Source organism: Romboutsia hominis (genome assembly GCF_900002575.1).
Lineage (GTDB): Bacteria > Bacillota > Clostridia > Peptostreptococcales > Peptostreptococcaceae > Romboutsia_C > Romboutsia_C hominis.
Window position 1 is genome coordinate 1910823 of record NZ_LN650648.1, and the last position, 16239, is coordinate 1927061.

18 protein-coding genes and 1 riboswitch are annotated in these 16239 nt (G+C 25.7%); of the genes, 5 read left to right on the forward strand and 13 right to left on the reverse strand.

Annotated elements, in window-relative coordinates; translation table 11 throughout:
- Positions 1 to 22: 22 nt before the first annotated feature.
- The 6 genes from FRIFI_RS09260 to FRIFI_RS09285 form a co-directional block, all read right to left on the reverse strand.
- Positions 23 to 610, reverse strand: coding sequence for a 3D domain-containing protein (locus FRIFI_RS09260; protein WP_166505699.1), 588 nt, complete (start codon positions 608 to 610; stop codon positions 23 to 25).
- A 250-nt stretch (positions 611 to 860) separates the two neighbouring features.
- Positions 861 to 1691 (reverse strand): ABC transporter substrate-binding protein, encoded by an 831-nt coding sequence (locus FRIFI_RS09265; RefSeq protein ID WP_240275692.1) that lies wholly within the window; start codon positions 1689 to 1691, stop codon positions 861 to 863.
- Between the two features lie 18 nt (positions 1692 to 1709).
- Positions 1710 to 2396: an ATP-binding cassette domain-containing protein gene (locus FRIFI_RS09270; protein ID WP_166505700.1), complete on the reverse strand. Its 687-nt coding sequence runs from the start codon at positions 2394 to 2396 to the stop codon at positions 1710 to 1712.
- A 9-nt stretch (positions 2397 to 2405) separates the two neighbouring features.
- Positions 2406 to 3047, reverse strand: a complete 642-nt coding sequence (locus tag FRIFI_RS09275) for an ABC transporter permease (protein ID WP_092925052.1) — start codon at positions 3045 to 3047, stop codon at positions 2406 to 2408.
- 15 nt (positions 3048 to 3062) lie between these two features.
- A complete protein-coding gene (locus FRIFI_RS09280; protein ID WP_092925050.1) occupies positions 3063 to 3269 on the reverse strand; it encodes a TOBE domain-containing protein in 207 nt (68 codons plus the stop codon).
- A gap of 214 nt (positions 3270 to 3483) precedes the next feature.
- On the reverse strand, positions 3484 to 4428 hold the full coding sequence (locus tag FRIFI_RS09285) for a protein kinase domain-containing protein (RefSeq protein ID WP_092925048.1): 945 nt from the start codon (positions 4426 to 4428) through the stop codon (positions 3484 to 3486).
- Between the two features lie 474 nt (positions 4429 to 4902).
- Between FRIFI_RS09285 and FRIFI_RS09290 the strand changes: the two genes are divergently transcribed.
- Positions 4903 to 5967 carry a hypothetical protein gene (locus FRIFI_RS09290; protein ID WP_166505701.1) on the forward strand — a complete coding sequence of 355 codons (1065 nt, stop codon included), beginning with the start codon at positions 4903 to 4905 and terminating at the stop codon, positions 5965 to 5967.
- A gap of 66 nt (positions 5968 to 6033) precedes the next feature.
- On the opposite strand, the gene FRIFI_RS09295 is transcribed toward FRIFI_RS09290, so the two are convergent.
- Genes FRIFI_RS09295 through FRIFI_RS09305 form a run of 3 tightly spaced genes read right to left on the reverse strand, consistent with a single transcriptional unit; the run spans position 6034 to position 8925 of the window.
- Positions 6034 to 6891: a potassium channel family protein gene (locus tag FRIFI_RS09295; RefSeq protein ID WP_092925044.1), complete on the reverse strand. Its 858-nt coding sequence runs from the start codon at positions 6889 to 6891 to the stop codon at positions 6034 to 6036.
- A 6-nt stretch (positions 6892 to 6897) separates the two neighbouring features.
- Positions 6898 to 7647, reverse strand: a complete 750-nt coding sequence (locus tag FRIFI_RS09300; RefSeq protein WP_166505702.1) for a nitroreductase family protein — start codon at positions 7645 to 7647, stop codon at positions 6898 to 6900.
- 27 nt (positions 7648 to 7674) lie between these two features.
- Positions 7675 to 8925, reverse strand: coding sequence for a cation:proton antiporter (locus tag FRIFI_RS09305; protein ID WP_166505703.1), 1251 nt, complete (start codon positions 8923 to 8925; stop codon positions 7675 to 7677).
- Positions 8926 to 8977: 52 nt separating this feature from the next.
- Positions 8978 to 9036: riboswitch (Fluoride riboswitch) on the reverse strand.
- Between the two features lie 148 nt (positions 9037 to 9184).
- Here FRIFI_RS09305 and FRIFI_RS09310 point away from each other — a divergent pair.
- The 3 genes from FRIFI_RS09310 to FRIFI_RS09320 all read left to right on the forward strand — a co-directional run bounded on the left by FRIFI_RS09310 (position 9185) and on the right by FRIFI_RS09320 (position 11368).
- Positions 9185 to 9691 carry a thioredoxin family protein gene (locus FRIFI_RS09310; protein ID WP_166505704.1) on the forward strand — a complete coding sequence of 169 codons (507 nt, stop codon included), beginning with the start codon at positions 9185 to 9187 and terminating at the stop codon, positions 9689 to 9691.
- Positions 9692 to 9733: 42 nt separating this feature from the next.
- On the forward strand, positions 9734 to 10990 hold the full coding sequence (gene gltS, locus FRIFI_RS09315) for a sodium/glutamate symporter (RefSeq protein ID WP_166505705.1): 1257 nt from the start codon (positions 9734 to 9736) through the stop codon (positions 10988 to 10990).
- Positions 10991 to 11062: 72 nt separating this feature from the next.
- Positions 11063 to 11368, forward strand: a complete 306-nt coding sequence (locus FRIFI_RS09320) for a DUF1540 domain-containing protein (RefSeq protein ID WP_166505706.1) — start codon at positions 11063 to 11065, stop codon at positions 11366 to 11368.
- Positions 11369 to 11541: 173 nt separating this feature from the next.
- Here FRIFI_RS09320 and FRIFI_RS09325 read toward each other — a convergent pair whose 3' ends face one another.
- The 4 genes from FRIFI_RS09325 to FRIFI_RS09340 all read right to left on the reverse strand — a co-directional run bounded on the left by FRIFI_RS09325 (position 11542) and on the right by FRIFI_RS09340 (position 15479).
- The gene (locus FRIFI_RS09325; protein WP_166505707.1) at positions 11542 to 12798 is read right to left on the reverse strand and encodes a cation:proton antiporter; all 1257 of its coding nucleotides are present in this window, start codon (positions 12796 to 12798) and stop codon (positions 11542 to 11544) included.
- Positions 12799 to 13016: 218 nt separating this feature from the next.
- On the reverse strand, positions 13017 to 13439 hold the full coding sequence (locus FRIFI_RS09330) for a MarR family winged helix-turn-helix transcriptional regulator (RefSeq protein ID WP_092925032.1): 423 nt from the start codon (positions 13437 to 13439) through the stop codon (positions 13017 to 13019).
- Between the two features lie 21 nt (positions 13440 to 13460).
- The gene (locus FRIFI_RS09335; RefSeq protein ID WP_092925030.1) at positions 13461 to 14021 is read right to left on the reverse strand and encodes a hypothetical protein; all 561 of its coding nucleotides are present in this window, start codon (positions 14019 to 14021) and stop codon (positions 13461 to 13463) included.
- Between the two features lie 204 nt (positions 14022 to 14225).
- Entirely contained in the window at positions 14226 to 15479 is a 1254-nt protein-coding gene (locus tag FRIFI_RS09340) for a GntP family permease (protein WP_176579608.1), read from the reverse strand.
- 197 nt (positions 15480 to 15676) lie between these two features.
- On the opposite strand from FRIFI_RS09340, the gene FRIFI_RS09345 reads away from it, so the two are divergent.
- Positions 15677 to 16222: a helix-turn-helix domain-containing protein gene (locus FRIFI_RS09345; RefSeq protein WP_092925026.1), complete on the forward strand. Its 546-nt coding sequence runs from the start codon at positions 15677 to 15679 to the stop codon at positions 16220 to 16222.
- Positions 16223 to 16239 lie beyond the last annotated feature (17 nt).

A 16239-nucleotide genomic window follows, 5' to 3' on the forward strand; every position in this document is an offset into this window, starting at 1 on the left:
TCTGTTTGCTTTTTTGTAGTATTTATTTTCCTAGTATTTGAATTTCAATTGTTCTTCTTCCCCAGTTATAACATTCACTTTTACTATTCATATATATATCTATTTTATTTCCTTTTATAGCTCCACCACAATTATTTGCTATAAATGTTTTATTAAAATAAGGTATATATACTTTTGTTCCATATGGTATTACTTTAGGATCAACTGCTATTGTTCCCCATACTGGTTTTTGACCTGTTGATGTTATTCCATACCCTGTATAAGCAGTTGCTACAACATTCATTTTTTTGCTTGTTGTTCCTGTTGATGAGTTGTTGTTTTGATTATTGTTTGATTGATTTTGATTTGCTTTTATATAACGAGTACTTGACCACCCTATTTTTCCATCATGTAATTTTACTTTATACCACCCATTGCTGTTTTGAAGTATTGTTACTTTTTCATTTCTTACTACTTTATCAACTACCCTATATTTTGTTGATGGACCACTTCTTACATTTAATCTTGAAGTTGTTACTACTCCTAGTGTATCTGCAAATGTATTAGTCATTCCTAGTGCAAATATACATATACTAAATAGAAAACCCAATATTATCTTTTTATTTTTCATAGAAGCATTCCCCCATTTATAAAATTAATTTGTAACTATTTTGTAACTTTATATTTATATAGTAGCTAACTATTATCCATTTGTAAACTATTTTTAGGAAATTATTTACAAATAAGTTACATTTTTAGAATTTTAAAAAGGTCTACTTAATAAAAAATTTTTATTTATAATAAATTAAAAGCTACCTAAAACTTAGGTAATATTAACTATTTTATAGTTTAAAACCTATTTTAGATAGCTTTATTTTTATCTATTTAAAAGTATAAAATAATGACTTTCCATATTTATCTTTTCCATACTCTTTTATAGATTTTTGTACATCTTCTGACTTATAATAATCAACTAATTTATCTGTTATTTCTTTCATATTTTCTTCTAACCCATTTATTGTAACTATACTATATACATTTTTTAAACTTTCATCAGCATCTTTTACTAAACTTAAATCTAAATTTTCCTTAGTTGCTAAGTAAGTTCCTATATCTGTTAATGTATATGCACCCATTTCACTAGCAGTTTGTAAAGTAGATGCCATACCCTTACCTACTTCTTTGTAGTTCTCAAATGAATTTTCTTGTCCTATATTTTCCCATATAGATAATTCTTTTGTATGTGTTCCTGATTTATCTCCTCTAGATACAAAGTTTAGATTATTTTCTTTAATATATTTAAAAGCATCTTCAACGCTCATTTTGCTTATCTTTTCATTATGTTTTCCATCTTTTGGACCTACTACTACAAAGTAGTTATACATTATTTCATGTCTAGAATCTCCATAACCTTCCTTTATAAACTCTTCTTCTTTAGACTTAGCATGTACAAATAATACATCTGCATCTTTTCTCTTTCCTAATTCTAAAGCTTCTCCAGTTCCCTTTGCTACAACTTTAACATCTACATTATTTTCTTTTTCAAAATCTTTTAAAGTTTCTTCTAAAAATCCTGTATCATCTAAACTTGTTGTTGTAACTAATTTTATATCTTTTGGACTTTCACTTTCTTTTGTGTCTGTAGATGAACATGCTACCATAGATAAACTAAGTATACCTACCATTAATAATTTGGTTATTTTTTTATTCATTTTTTCTCCCCTTAATCTTTAAAATTTCATTACCCCATTAAAAAATACATCCGATTCATAAGTGTCTATATGTTTTAAGTTTTCCATAAATACTATGTAATCACTTATTTTTTTTGCTTGCATAAAATCATGTGTTACTAATATTACAGTTTTTCCTTCTTCTTTTAATTTAAGTATCTCTTTTTCTGCCTTTTTGATAGTGTTTAAATCCATGTTAGCCATAGGTTCATCTAGCAAATTGTACTCTTTATTCATTATTAAACTTCTTATAAACTGAGCTTTTGCTATTTCTCCACCAGATAACTTTTTTACATTGGTACTTAATTTTTTATTTAAGTCAAACTTATCTATCAATTTATAAAGATAGGATTTGTCTTTTATAAATTGTTCTTTACCATATTCATATATGTAATTAAAATTATCCATTAAGCTCCCACTTAAAAATCTACTTTCTTGTGGTGTATATGATAAATATTTATATATATTTTTATTATTCATACATTCATTATCTATATATTCATCATTTATAGTTATACTTCCATCTTGAAAATTTTCTATATTGTAGATTATTTTTATTAATGTACTTTTCCCACTTCCATTGTGTCCAACTATGGAATATATCTTACCTTTTTGAAAATTTATATTGTCTACAGTTAATACGCCTTGATTTTCTATTTGTTTTTTTAATCCATAAATACTTATCATCTTTACTCCTTATATAACCGACTGCAATTTCTTTATAATAATTGTAGATATTGTGGATATTGTTAATAGTATAAATGCTATTACCAAAGATTCATCAAAATCCCCCATAGAAGTTGAAAGTGCTATATATGTTGTCATAACCCTAGTTGAGCCCTTTATATTTCCACCAACTAACATAACAGCGCCAACTTCTGAAATTCCTCTACTAAATGTAGTTATACAAACTGTTAATAGATGATACTTTATTTCCTTTAAAAATATTTTTGGTATATTTTTGTCTTCTATTTGAAGTACCTTGCACGTTGTTAAAATATCTCCTCCAAATTTATTTAGTAAATCTATTATTAAACTCATAGCCATAGGTATCAAAAGCATAGCTTGTGCTATTATCATAGCTACAGGTGTAAATAATAATTTAAATTCTCCTAAAGGTCCTTGTCTTGATAACATTAAAAACACTAAAAGCCCCATTATAACTGGCGGTGTACTCATTAGTGCATTTACAAATGTTATTATATATTTTTTAAATCTAAAGTTTTTTAAGTATATAACTATACTTAATACTATTGCAATTATCATAGCTATCATAGTTGCTGTTGTTGTTACTATTAATGATAAGCTAATTATTTGAATTATATCATTTACTTCCATATTATCTAAATTGTCTTAATCAACCATTAACATAACAGAACTTGATTTTATAACACTTGTTACTTCATCTCCAACTTTAATGCCTAGATCTTCAATAGCATCTATTGTAACAACAGATGTTAACATTTGACCATTTATATCTATTGTTACTTTGGCATTTATAGCGCCCATTTTTATTTCCTTTACTATTCCTTTTAATTGGTTACGTGCACTTAGTTTCATTTTTATTTGCCCCCTCATTTGCTACTTTATTATATTCACTTTGAAAGTATATCATCTACCTTTTTTTACAACAATATAGTTTCGTTCATCTTTTTCATCGTTTTTTCTGTTTTATTATTACTTTTTTTACTACAAATTAATTTTTTATAATTTTAATTTTTATATAATTTTATTTTTGCATTTAAACATATAAAAAAGACCACTTTTTGTGGTCTTATAATATACTAAGTATTGTTATAAATACTAAACTAATCATTGATACTGCTAATAATATTTTACGTTTTTTAATTTTTTTGGGCCTTTCTATTGTTTCTTCTATATCTTCATTAATTTCCTCAGTATCTATTATATCTGCTTTTTCATACATTACATTACTTAAATCTATTAATATATCTTGTAAATATTCATATTTTTCATTTCTACTTAATAATTTTTTTATAATATTTATAAATTTATCATTGCCATTGATCGCTATATTTTGGTTCCAATTAATACCTTTATCTATGTTTTTTAGCATTTCTTCCTCATTTTTACCTTCTTCAAAAGGAAGCTTTTTAAATATAGATTCAAATAGTATTATTCCTAAGGAAAATAAATCACTATCTAAGTCAGTGAAATTTATGCATAGCTGATGTGGACATAAATATCTAAACTCTCCCCCAGCTCTTATATTTATTCCATTATTAGCTTTTGTTGTTTGGAAGTTTAATAAGCGTATATTATAATCTTTATCTACAAGTATATTAGTTGGGTTTAAATTTCCATGATACACATTATTTTCGTGAAGTATTTCTAATGCTTTTACAATCTGAGTTGCTATATTTATTATAGCTTCTAGGTGTAAATAGTTCCCATTTATCATATTTACTAAGGTTATTCCATTATAATATTCACTTACCATATAATAAAGTGTTGTAAGTTCTGTACAGTGAACACCTACATCGATGGTTTTTGATATGTACTTTGAGTGTATGTTATTTATCATAGTAGTTTCGTCTATTAAGTTAGTTATAAAATTACTTTCCATATACTCATTATGTTCAACTACCTTTATAAGTACTTTTTTATTGTCAAATACATCTCTTGCTTTATATATTTTATTTAATTCAAGTTGCCCATCGCAGTTTAAAAGTTCATATCTATTGCCTATAAAAGTCACATATTCCCCCCCTTTCTAAATTCTACTATTAATATTATATGTTTAATTATATCAACATTTGTATCCTTTTTCCATATGTTATATATTCATATGATTTTTTATATTATTCGGAGGAATTTTGATATTTTTTAGTGTAACTTAAATTTTCTTATTATTTATTTTCTTTTAATACAATTATTTTAATAATGTTTTTATATTTTATATATAAATATTTAATAATTATAAAATCTACTTAAGTATTTTTTTGTGTACCTATTTAAAATTTATTTTACTTATTTATGTACTATTTCTTACAAATTATAAAGTATTTATATAATTAATTTTACCCTTTTATAATCTTTATCTTTACTTTGTTTTATATTTAGATATTTTTAGGTATATTTTAACACAATTTATAATAATTTACTGTTGAACTGTTATAAAAGGAATTTAAAATATAAAATTTAATACTTATATATACTCTTATAAAGTGTGGTGATTTTAATAAAAAAAATACTAATTCCTATAATTACCTTTTTTAGCTTTTTTGCTTTAGGCTTTAATAACTCAACTTCTTCTAATTACAAGTCTGATATAGTTGTCAAGGGAATAACACTTAAAGTATCTCTTATTCAAACAGCTTATGAGTTATATAATGTCAATGTAAAAAATCCAAAAGAGTTTAATGAAGATTTATATAAAAGTACTTCTTACGATGCTTATAAGCATTATATATGGTTAAAAGATACTTATAATGATATGGATGATGATTTGAAAAATTCTCTTTATGATATATTTACTACAAATGATTCTTGGAGCTACTCTAATGCCGTTATAGGCTTAGATGATAATTCATCTTTAGAAGATATAATTAAAACTATATTAAATGATGATTATTTAAATTTATCTCCTTCTTTTTGTAAGGAGTTTGATAATTTTTTTACATCTTTTTATGAAGATTATTTTAAGTCTTATTTTTATAAAAACAAAGCTACCTATGAAAAAAAAGCTAATGATATAAATAATCTTTTAGCATCTAAAAAAGTAGATATTATAAATTTTATAGAAAGTTCATCAGGATTAGATATTGATAGTGGTTACTCATATACATTTTACTATTCTTTAAATCCTATTGAATCACAAGGATTTAAAAGCAATAAAAAATTAATATCAACAATACCTAAAAATACGCCTTATAAAGATATAATAAGTATTCCTCTTCATGAGTTTTCTCATATAATATTTGAATACTTTGTTAATAGTGATGAGTTTTTAGATGCTTATGAAAAATTAAAAGATGATAAAAAGCTAACTAAAATGTATGATAAAGTAGGAAAATATGCTTATAATTATAAAGACTTTTGCTCAGAAAACTTAATAGAAGGTTTTTCTAAATTCTTAAACTATAGATACTTTCAAGGAGTTTATGAAGAAAACATATATGTTTATGATTTAGATTTTTATAGATATTTAAGAAAGTTAAATTTTAATCCGCAAGCTTCATCTTTAAAAGATGTTAGTATAAATTTTTTGGAAAAAACATTAAACTTATACCCTTAAGCATCAATTATATACCCTAATTTAATCCCCTCTATATTTATAGAGGGGTTATTTTTAGCCACCATATCATTTTAATGATAATAAAACCTTACACATTGTATTTATCTCTTCTTTAGATAAATCATCAAACTTAGATAACCTTTTTACAATATCTTTTATTAACTCATTTTTATAATTTTCTTTACTATATATTACATTATCAGTATAAATAATTTTAGATTTTCCAAGGCTTTTTTTAATCAATTTACTATTTTTTTTAATCATTTCTGCTTTTCTTTTTCTTACCTCTTTTTTTATAAAGTAAGTTGATAGTGTAGATGTAACAGAACCTATAAAACCAATTCCCATTATCATAAGTATAGATGCAGTTAATTTACCTAATGTACTTATTGGATATACATCTCCATATCCAACTGTTGTAAATGTAACTATACTCCACCAAAGGGCAGCTCCTAAACTCATATTTTCAACAGATGACATTACGGTTGCACTTATTAGCACAATAATTATTGCTATACCTATAGTGTAATTAAAGTTATTAGTTTTCATAAATTCTGATAGTTCATTATTAGTACGTTTTATTATAGCAAGTAGTCTTATAACTCGAGTTATCTCTGATACTCTTGTTACCCTTCCTACTTTTAGTATATCTAAAGCTCTAAAGACTTTAAATATAGAGTAAAGAGGTATTATAGATATTAAATCTATTAAGTTTTTCTTAAAGAATTTTTTCTTATTTTTACTTTTATAAAGTCTAGTAAAATAATCTATTACAAATATTGACCAAACTATGAAATCTATAATTTGAAATACTAATCTAATTTGATAACTTAAATCTAATGTAAGTTCTAATATTAATATTATAGCTATAACTATAGATAAAATAGCCATAGCCAGATTATATGCAATATATTTTCGTCTCATATATTATTAATAGTATAAATAACTTCCATTTTCAAAGTGCCAATTTCCCTTATAGCCTTTTTCATATGCTCCTATTTCAAAATGAAGCATTGATATTCCTAAATCCACATCTTCATAGTTATGATTTTTTTCTTTTATTACTGCTTTTACTTTTTTATTTTTTAGTTCATATCCTATTTCTTTTTTATTTAAAGCACTTGGAGATTTTTTAGAAAGATTTATACCATTTAAAACCCAATCCGGTAATTCTTCATCTTTTTCTATTATAATATCAGAATTTTTTCCTTTGCTTATAGATTTTACAACTTTCTCTTTTATAGAAAGTTCTTTAGGTGAATGACCTATAGCTATTATACACACTAGCTCTTCTTTATCATTAAATTTAATATGTTTTTCACATTCTTTTTTATCATATGTTCCCCCAATCCAACATGTTGAAAGTCCCATAGCTACAGCTTGAAGTACTATCATTTCTCCATAATATCCTATTTTTTGCTTATAATTTAAATTTTTACTATTTCCAACTAAGCCTATATAAGATTTAGCACCACTTATAAGTCCATAAGATGCCTTAAATCCATTTAAGCCTTCATCTCCATTTTTTATAAATTGTATATTAAGTGAAGATTCCTTATTTATTTCATCTATCAAATTAATTAATGTTAATATATCACTATCACTTATTTCTCTATCACTAAAAGTTCTTCTAGATATTCTTTTGTCTACAGCCTCTATCCAAGCTTTTCTAATTTCCATATAATATCTCCTTTCTATACAGACTTATTATATAGTTTGTATATTTTTTTCTTTTATATTTATGTCCTCAAAAAAATCTTTATTATCACCTTTATGAAGTATTTTATCGCAAGTCATATTTATACCTATAGCTCCTATTGGTGCAGTTATAAGTACACTTAAAATAGCAATAGCTTGCATAATATCACCACCTGCAACTCCCATTTCTAAAGGTATAGAGGCCTTTGCTGATTGAACAGTTGCTTTTGGAAGATATGCTATCATACAAAATACTTTTTCTTTTATTGTTAAATTAGTTCCTATTAAGGATATAAATACTCCTATTGAACGAACACTTAATGATATTGTAAGTATTATAACTCCTACTATAAAATATTTTCCTACTAATGTAGGATTTATAGCTATTCCCACAAATGTAAATAAATAAAGCTTTCCTATTTTCCAAAGTCTATTCATTGTATCTAAGATTTCTTTAGAAATGTCTTTCATATAGTTTCTTATTAAAAATCCGTATACCATAACAGCAAGTAGTGAGTTAAATACCTCTACATGTAAGTTTTTTTCTATAAATCTCATACCTATACATGTTGAAAATGCTATTATTACTTTTATATTTTTATTATCAACTTTAGATATTATAAGCTTACTTATTTTAAATATTATAAAACTTAATACTAAGCTTATTATTATAGTAAGAGGTATTATCATAATTTGATTAAATATAGATACACTTTCTCCTATAGAACTTTTAGTGTATAGTGTTAAAAATGTAGTAAATAATGTTATAGCAACTGTATCATCACAGCTTGCTCCAACAAGTAACATCTGTGGTATAGCTTTATCTTGGCCTAACTTTCTCTCAATTAGTGATACCATAGCTGGAATAAGTACAGCAGGGCTTACTGCTGCTATTATAAATCCAAGTATAGCTCCTTGTATAAAAGTAAAATCTAAAAATATAGTACACAAAAATGCTATTGTAAATCCTTCTAGTGTTGCTGGTATTATACTAAGTAGTACTGCTGGTCTTCCTATTTGCTTTATTTGAGATACATTTATCCCAAGCCCACCTATAAATAATACTGTAACTAATGCTATATCTTTTATACCTGAAGATACTTCTAGTGTTTCTTTTGGAACTAAATTAAATATAGATGGACCTATCACCATCCCTAATACCATCATTCCTATTAAAGATGGTAGCTTTACCTTTTCTACTAGTTTTCCACTTATATTTGCTAATATCCCTATTATTACCAAACTAATTAATATAATCATAACTTCCTCCTTTATTTTGTAGTTCGCAAAAAAATAGACTCCTACCCTTATAAAAAGAGTAGGAGTCATTAGCTTTCGCATTTAATGGCGAACTCCATCGCCTATTTAATTAATACTTATATATGATATCATACAATGTTTTTATAGTAAATTGTTTTTATAATACTTTATATTATCTTTAGTTTAAATGTTTAATATATTTTTTATATTAACTTGTTGTGATACTATATTTATATACTATTACTAGGGGAGGTTAGTTATGATTGAAATGACTATAAAGGAACTTTTTGATGTAGGAGTAAGTTTTGAAAGTGCTGTAGGGGAAGGTACTAAATCAGAAAGAGCTAGAATACCGAAAAATTATGCTAGAATAAATTTACCTAAAGAAATTGAATCAAAAATAATGAATATTGATTTAGAATTAAATTTTTTGATCTCAGGAGAAATATGGTGTCCTGATTTTCAAATAAATACAACAATACTTAAAAAGTTTTGTGATTTAAATCCAAACTTTAATATATCTGTTATAACTATGGCTCGTGGTAAAAAATTTTTACCTCCTATATTAAATATTGATAAAGAAAATTTTAAAGGTCCTACTATAGTGGTTTTAGATAAAAATTTTAATATTATAGGATACTTTGAAGAAAGACCAAAAGCTGTTAAAGATGTAAAAAACTTTGATGATATAAAACTTGATTACTATAAAGGAAAATATATACTAGATAGCGTTAATGATTTGCTTGATATAATATGTAATATATAATTTTTATTATATTTCCTAGCTAGTACTAATATATTTTAATAAATGGCTTATCTTTTAGCTATATTAGTACTATTTAGGGGGTGTTTTTTTATTATTATAGAATTAAATATTTTACAAACGTTAATATTAGCTATTTTTATGCTTTTAATTGGTAGTATTGTTAAAGAAAAGGTAAGTGTGTTAGATAGATTTTGTATCCCTTCTCCTGTTATTGGGGGACTTTTATTTTGTATATTAAACTTACTTTTAAAATTCTTTAATATATGCACTATAACTATGGATACTAGTTTGATGAGTTTTTTTATTTCTTTTTTCTTTACTATAGTTGGTCTTTCTTTTAGCTTTTCATTAATAAAAAAAGGAGGCAAGGACTTATTTAAATATTGGATACTCTGTGGTATATTATCATTTTGTCAAAACCTACTAGCAGTAGTTTTAGCTAAATTTACTGGTATACACCCCTTACTTGGCCTTATGTGTGGGACTATATCAATGGAAGGTGGACATGGATATGCTGCATCATTTGGCTTTACTATAGAATCTCTAGGAGTAGCTAATGCATCTAGTGTTGGAATAGCATCAGCTACCTTTGGTCTAATATTTGCAGGGCTTTTAGGTGGACCTGTCGGAAAATTTCTTATAGAAAAAAATAACCTAAAATATAATAATATTAATACTTCTTTAATAAAAACATACACAAAAAACATATCCTTAACTAGAAATTCTTCTACTTTAAATTCTACTTCATTCTTAGAACAAATTTTAGTTGTTTTTCTTTGTATAAATATTGGTGAACTTATTTCTAATATAATATATACATCTACTAATATATTAATCCCTACTATAAGTGTATGCATATTTATTGCCGTAATATTTAGAAACTCTAATGATAAATTTAAAATTTTAAATCTTGATTTTGATATTTTAAATTTACTTAGTGATATTTCCTTGGGAATATTTTTGACCATGGCACTTATGAGTATTGATTTATTTAAGCTATCTAGTTTATTTGGCCCTATAATAATTATTGTTGTATCTCAAGCAATTTTTATAGTGTTATTTGCAATATTTGTAGTATATAAAGTTTTAGGTAAAAATTTAGATGCTGCTATTATGGTAAGTGGGCTTATAGGACATGGGCTTGGTGCTACTCCAAATGCATTAGCTAATATGAGTTCTGTATGTCAAATATATGGTGAATCAAAAAAAGCATTTTTAATAGTTCCTTTAGTTGCTGCATTCTTACTTGATGTATTTACTATGCCTTGTATATTATTTTTTATAAATATCTTTTCTTAAATTTATTTAAATGATTAAAAATTTTTAAGTATTGCCATACTATAAATATAATTTGCTATAGGAGGTAATAATATGGAAACTAATTTACTATGTCTAGAAAAAGAATGTGCTTTCAATAAATCTGGTAGCTGCTATGCTTCTCATATAAAAGTAGAAGGATATGATGCTTACATAACACCTGAAACTTATTGTGATACATTTAGAGACTCTTCTTCTTTTAGTTTGTCAAATTATGGTGGAAATATATCCTTAACAAGTACTCAAAATATTTCATGCAGTGCTGATAACTGCAAATATAATATAAGTGGTGGATGTAGTGCTTCTTTTGTTCAGATAAATCCACAAAATGCTAACTGCGAAACTTTTATTACAAAATAACAAAATTCGCTTCGCTCATGTCGCCAACGACTTTGTCCGTTGCTCAAAATATCATTTTTTACATTTTCAAACCTATTGATATATATTATTTTCATGAGTCATCAACAGTTTTATGCTTAATGTAATTTCCTTTAATGTAAAAAAAGGATAGATTTTATCAATCTACCCTTTTTTTATGCTACTTGTTTTAATTCTTCAACTTCTTCTAGTACCCCTAGTTTCTTAGCTACTAGTTTTGTTGTACTTGCTTGAACTATAAGAGTTACAAGTATTGTCATAAATACTACTGAAGATATTATTTCGTATCCAGGAAGTTTCATTGATACTATTATCCCTGATAATGCTGCTGGTATTACTCCTGTTTCTCTAACCCACATCATAAATAATCTTTCTTTAAATTTCCATTTAGCCTCTTTATCAAATGCTGTACATATTAAAACTACAAGCGGTCTTGCTATAAACATTAATACTAATACAACTATTAAAGATTCCTTCCAATAAGCAGAGAGTGATGTTAAATCAACTTGTGTTCCTAGGACTACAAATATCGCCATACGACATAATGCTCCTACACTCTCTCTAAATAAGTGCTCTGAATGGAAGTCATGTTCTGGTACCCAAAGTCCAAATATTTTTTTATTTCCTGCTATAAGACCTGCTATAAATACTGCCATATATCCACTACCATGTAATAATGTAGCTACTTCATAAGCTAATGCAACTTTAAGTACTGACATTATTGGTGCATATGAATGGAATATTCCCCATTTTTTATCTGATATTAATAATGAGAATATATACCCAACTGCCACACCAACAACAACTCCACCTAATGCAGATATTAATAATTCACCTGCACTTTTACCAAGAGAAAATTCTCCACTAGTTATTATTCCAAGTAATGTTGAAACAATTATAGCCCCTACAGCATCATTGAATGCTGATTCACTAACTACAGTTTGCTTTATTTTATTTTTTATAGTAACTTGTTTAAATACTGGTATAAGTGCTGCTGGGTCTGTTGATGCTATAACTGCTCCCATTAAAAGAGCTGTCATAATTTCTATATTAAATATTTTTCCTGCAAATACTCCTACAACTACAGTAGATATTAAGACTCCAATAGTTGCAAGCATTCCTACACTTATCTTGACCTTGTTAAGTACTTTTAATTTAACTTCTCTACCACCTTCATATAATATAAATGCAGATCCAAATGTAAGTATTAAATTATTTTCAATAGGAAAAGATTCTATACTAATTAGGTTTAAGACTGCTGGTCCTATTATTATCCCTGCTATTAAGTATAATATAACATCAGGTACTTTTATTATTTCACTCACTTTTCCAAGTACAATACCTGTTATTGCAATTGCAGCAAATATTAGTAACAATCTATTAGTTGCAATTGCTTCTAATGTATTTTCCATAATATCATCTCCCTTTGTCGTTTTTGTAAGTTTTTTGTCGACAATTCTAATTATATTACCGCAAATTGATGCAGTCAACCTTTTTATACAAAAATTAATTTAATTTATTATATTAATATTTCTAACCTTTTATTTTATCAAAAGCTTATATATCTAAAGTCACTTTAGTTATTTTCAAAAAAAGTGTTAAGGTATTTATCAACCTTAACACTTTTTAATTATTTATATACTCTATTTTCATATACTTTTTTAATTAATTTCATATATATATCTTTTTCTTCTTCATCAAAATCATGAGTTACTTTATCAAACCATTCTTTAAATATACCACTTAATGAACCTAAAGCTTCCTCACCTTTTTTACTTAGTGTCAGCCTATATACTCTAGTATCTATTTTATCTTGTTCTTTATTTACATAGCCAAGTTCTACAAGTTTTTTTATTCCTCTTGTTACCATAGCCTTATCTATATTAAGTTCTATAGCTATTTCATTTAAACTTATTCCACTACGTCTTTCTATTAAAAGTAAGTATCTTAAATTTGATATAGCAAAATCATAATCTTTTAACGCATTTTCTGCATACTTTCTAAAATCTTTATTTATTTCCATTTTATACTTATTTACTAACTCAATTTCCACCTTTTCACCTCTATAAAATTACTAGTTCACTCTATTATATATGATAGGATCTATAAATCCAAATGTTATTTTTGAGTTTTTGTAAAAAACTTCACTTACATATAATGTATCTTTTTCTATTCTCTCTTTTAACACAAATTTTACCTCTTTTGAAAAATAACTAACACTTTCTCCTTCAAATACTCCGTCTTTTTCAAAGTATACCATAGGTGTAAATTTGTTAGATTCTTCTAGAGTATTATAATCTAATTTTAAATCTAAGTTATCATTTCTAAAATCTTCTTTTGATATATTATTAGGTATTTCATATGATTTTAATACTACTTGATTATTTTCATTTAATTCAAATAAAAATAAATGAGGTAATATATTTTTTCTCTCTCCCATTTCATAATAGCTTTCTTCTATTATAAAATATCCTTTAAAGTCTTTTGGTAAATTTATTATTTTATCATTTGCTATACCATTTATATGCTTAGCTTTTGGGTGAGTTAAATTACCTTCTTGTTTTTGTTTATGTATTTGTTTATCATTATTAAATACTCCACATAAATTTTTTACAAACATTTCTAATACATTCATACATATTCCTCCTTTTTAGTTGATACAATCAATAATTTTTATTGATATTTATACCCCATTTTTATTTTTTCTACCAATTGAAAAATATTTCTTTATTACTTTTATACTTATGTAATATATTGCTATTATTTATATTATCATTTTTTAGATAAAAAAGGTGAATTTATATTCACCTTTTTTATTTAGACAATTTAATTAATATATTTATTTAAAAAACATAATATTTATTAAAGTCGATACTACTGTCATACTAAACCCTACCATAATCTCATAAGGAAGTAATGTAAATCTCTCTTTTATACCCATATTTACACTCTTTGCACTTGTATGAAATAATGATCCATGAGGTAACTGCTCAAAAGCACTAGAACCTGCATTTACAATGCTTGCTCCATTTAAAGCTGAAAATCCTGAACTTATTATAGCTTCTTTAAAAGTTGATGATGCTATAGTTGCTCCTGCTGTTGATGATGCCGTTGCTAAAGACATTAGCATCCCAGATATTGGTGCTAATAAAAATTGTGGTACGCTTAATACTTCAAGTACAGTTATTGTACTATTTTGAAGATTAGACATTTGTATAATACCTGCAAGTGTTCCTGTTCCTATTAATAATATACATACTCCTTGCATTTGGCTAACTCCATAGGCTAAATAGTTATTTAACTTTTTAATATTTCCTGTTGCAATTACACAAACTATTCCTCCTAAAGGTAGTGCTATTAATGGATCTATGGAAACACTAGATATATTACCTAGAAATAATAACCATATAGATACTAAAGGCCCTATCAAAGATCTAAATAAAGTAGGCATTTCCTTTTTTTCTTGTAATATATTACTTTGTTCAAACTTGCTACCTTTATCTATAATCAACTTAGTTAATATTACAGTTATAAATATTCCACATATAGCAGGCACTATATTTGATGCCATTACATTTAATAAAGTTATATTAAAATTTTCTGATACTGCTAAAGTGTTTGGATTTGGTGATATTATATTTCCAGCCTTTCCTCCTCCAGCTAAAGCTAAAAGTATAGATATTTTAGAATAAGATAACTTATTTCCTATGTACATACCTATAGGTGCAACAGTTATAATAGCTACATCTAAGTTAACCCCAACTCCTGCTAAAACCATAGTTGATATAGCTATTCCTAAAATGGCTTTATCTGTTCCTAATAACTTAATTATTTCTTCAGATATCTTATTTACTGATCCTGTTTTTATCAAACATCCTGCTAATACTCCTGATGCTAAAACTCTTAATATAGATGGTGATATATCTTTTGCTCCATTTATCATATACTCTACAGTTTGTGATAAATGACAACCTCCAATCAATCCACCAACTAAAGCTCCTAACATTAAACTATACACAGGTTGAAATTTCTTAATTATAAGAATTATAGCTGTAAAAAGTCCAAATATTGCCCCAAAAGTTGTTATCTGCATACAAATCCCCCTGTTAAATTATATTAAACTAATTAAATTTTATTTAATAAGTTTAATATAATTTTATGTTTTTACTACTATTTTGTCAACTATATATTAATTAATTAAATTCTATTTAACATTTATTAATATGCATTTTATGCTATAATAAATATATTGTTTAAGTTTTATAAAAATTTTAACTAAGGTGATTAATTATGAATGATTTAAATATTGGTATTAAAATCTGTGAAATAAGAAAAAAACAAGATTTAAGCATAAGAGACTTAGCTAAACTAGCAGGTGTTACACCATCTTTACTAAGCCAAATAGAAAGAGGGCTTGCTAATCCATCAGTTAATTCATTAAAATCTATAGCCTCTGCTTTAAATGTTCCACTATTTACTTTCTTTATGTCTGAAGTTGATAAAAGAAATTTAATAGTCAGAAAAGATAATAGAAAAAAAGTTATTCTTCCTGGAAATAATGATGTAGTCTATGAAGTATTATCTCCAGAAATTAATGATAATTTTGAATTTGCTATAATGAACCTATCTCCTAACACTAGCTCTTGTACTAATTTTATAGAACATAAAGGATATGAGATAGCTTATATATTAAGTGGTGAAGCTAACCTATACATAGATGAAGATAAATTTACTTTATATGAAGGTGATAGCGTTAAAGTTCCTATTGGTTCTAGACATCGTTGGGAAAATATAACAAATAATGATACTAAAGTAATATTTGCCGTTATATTATAAAAAGAGCCTAATGGCTC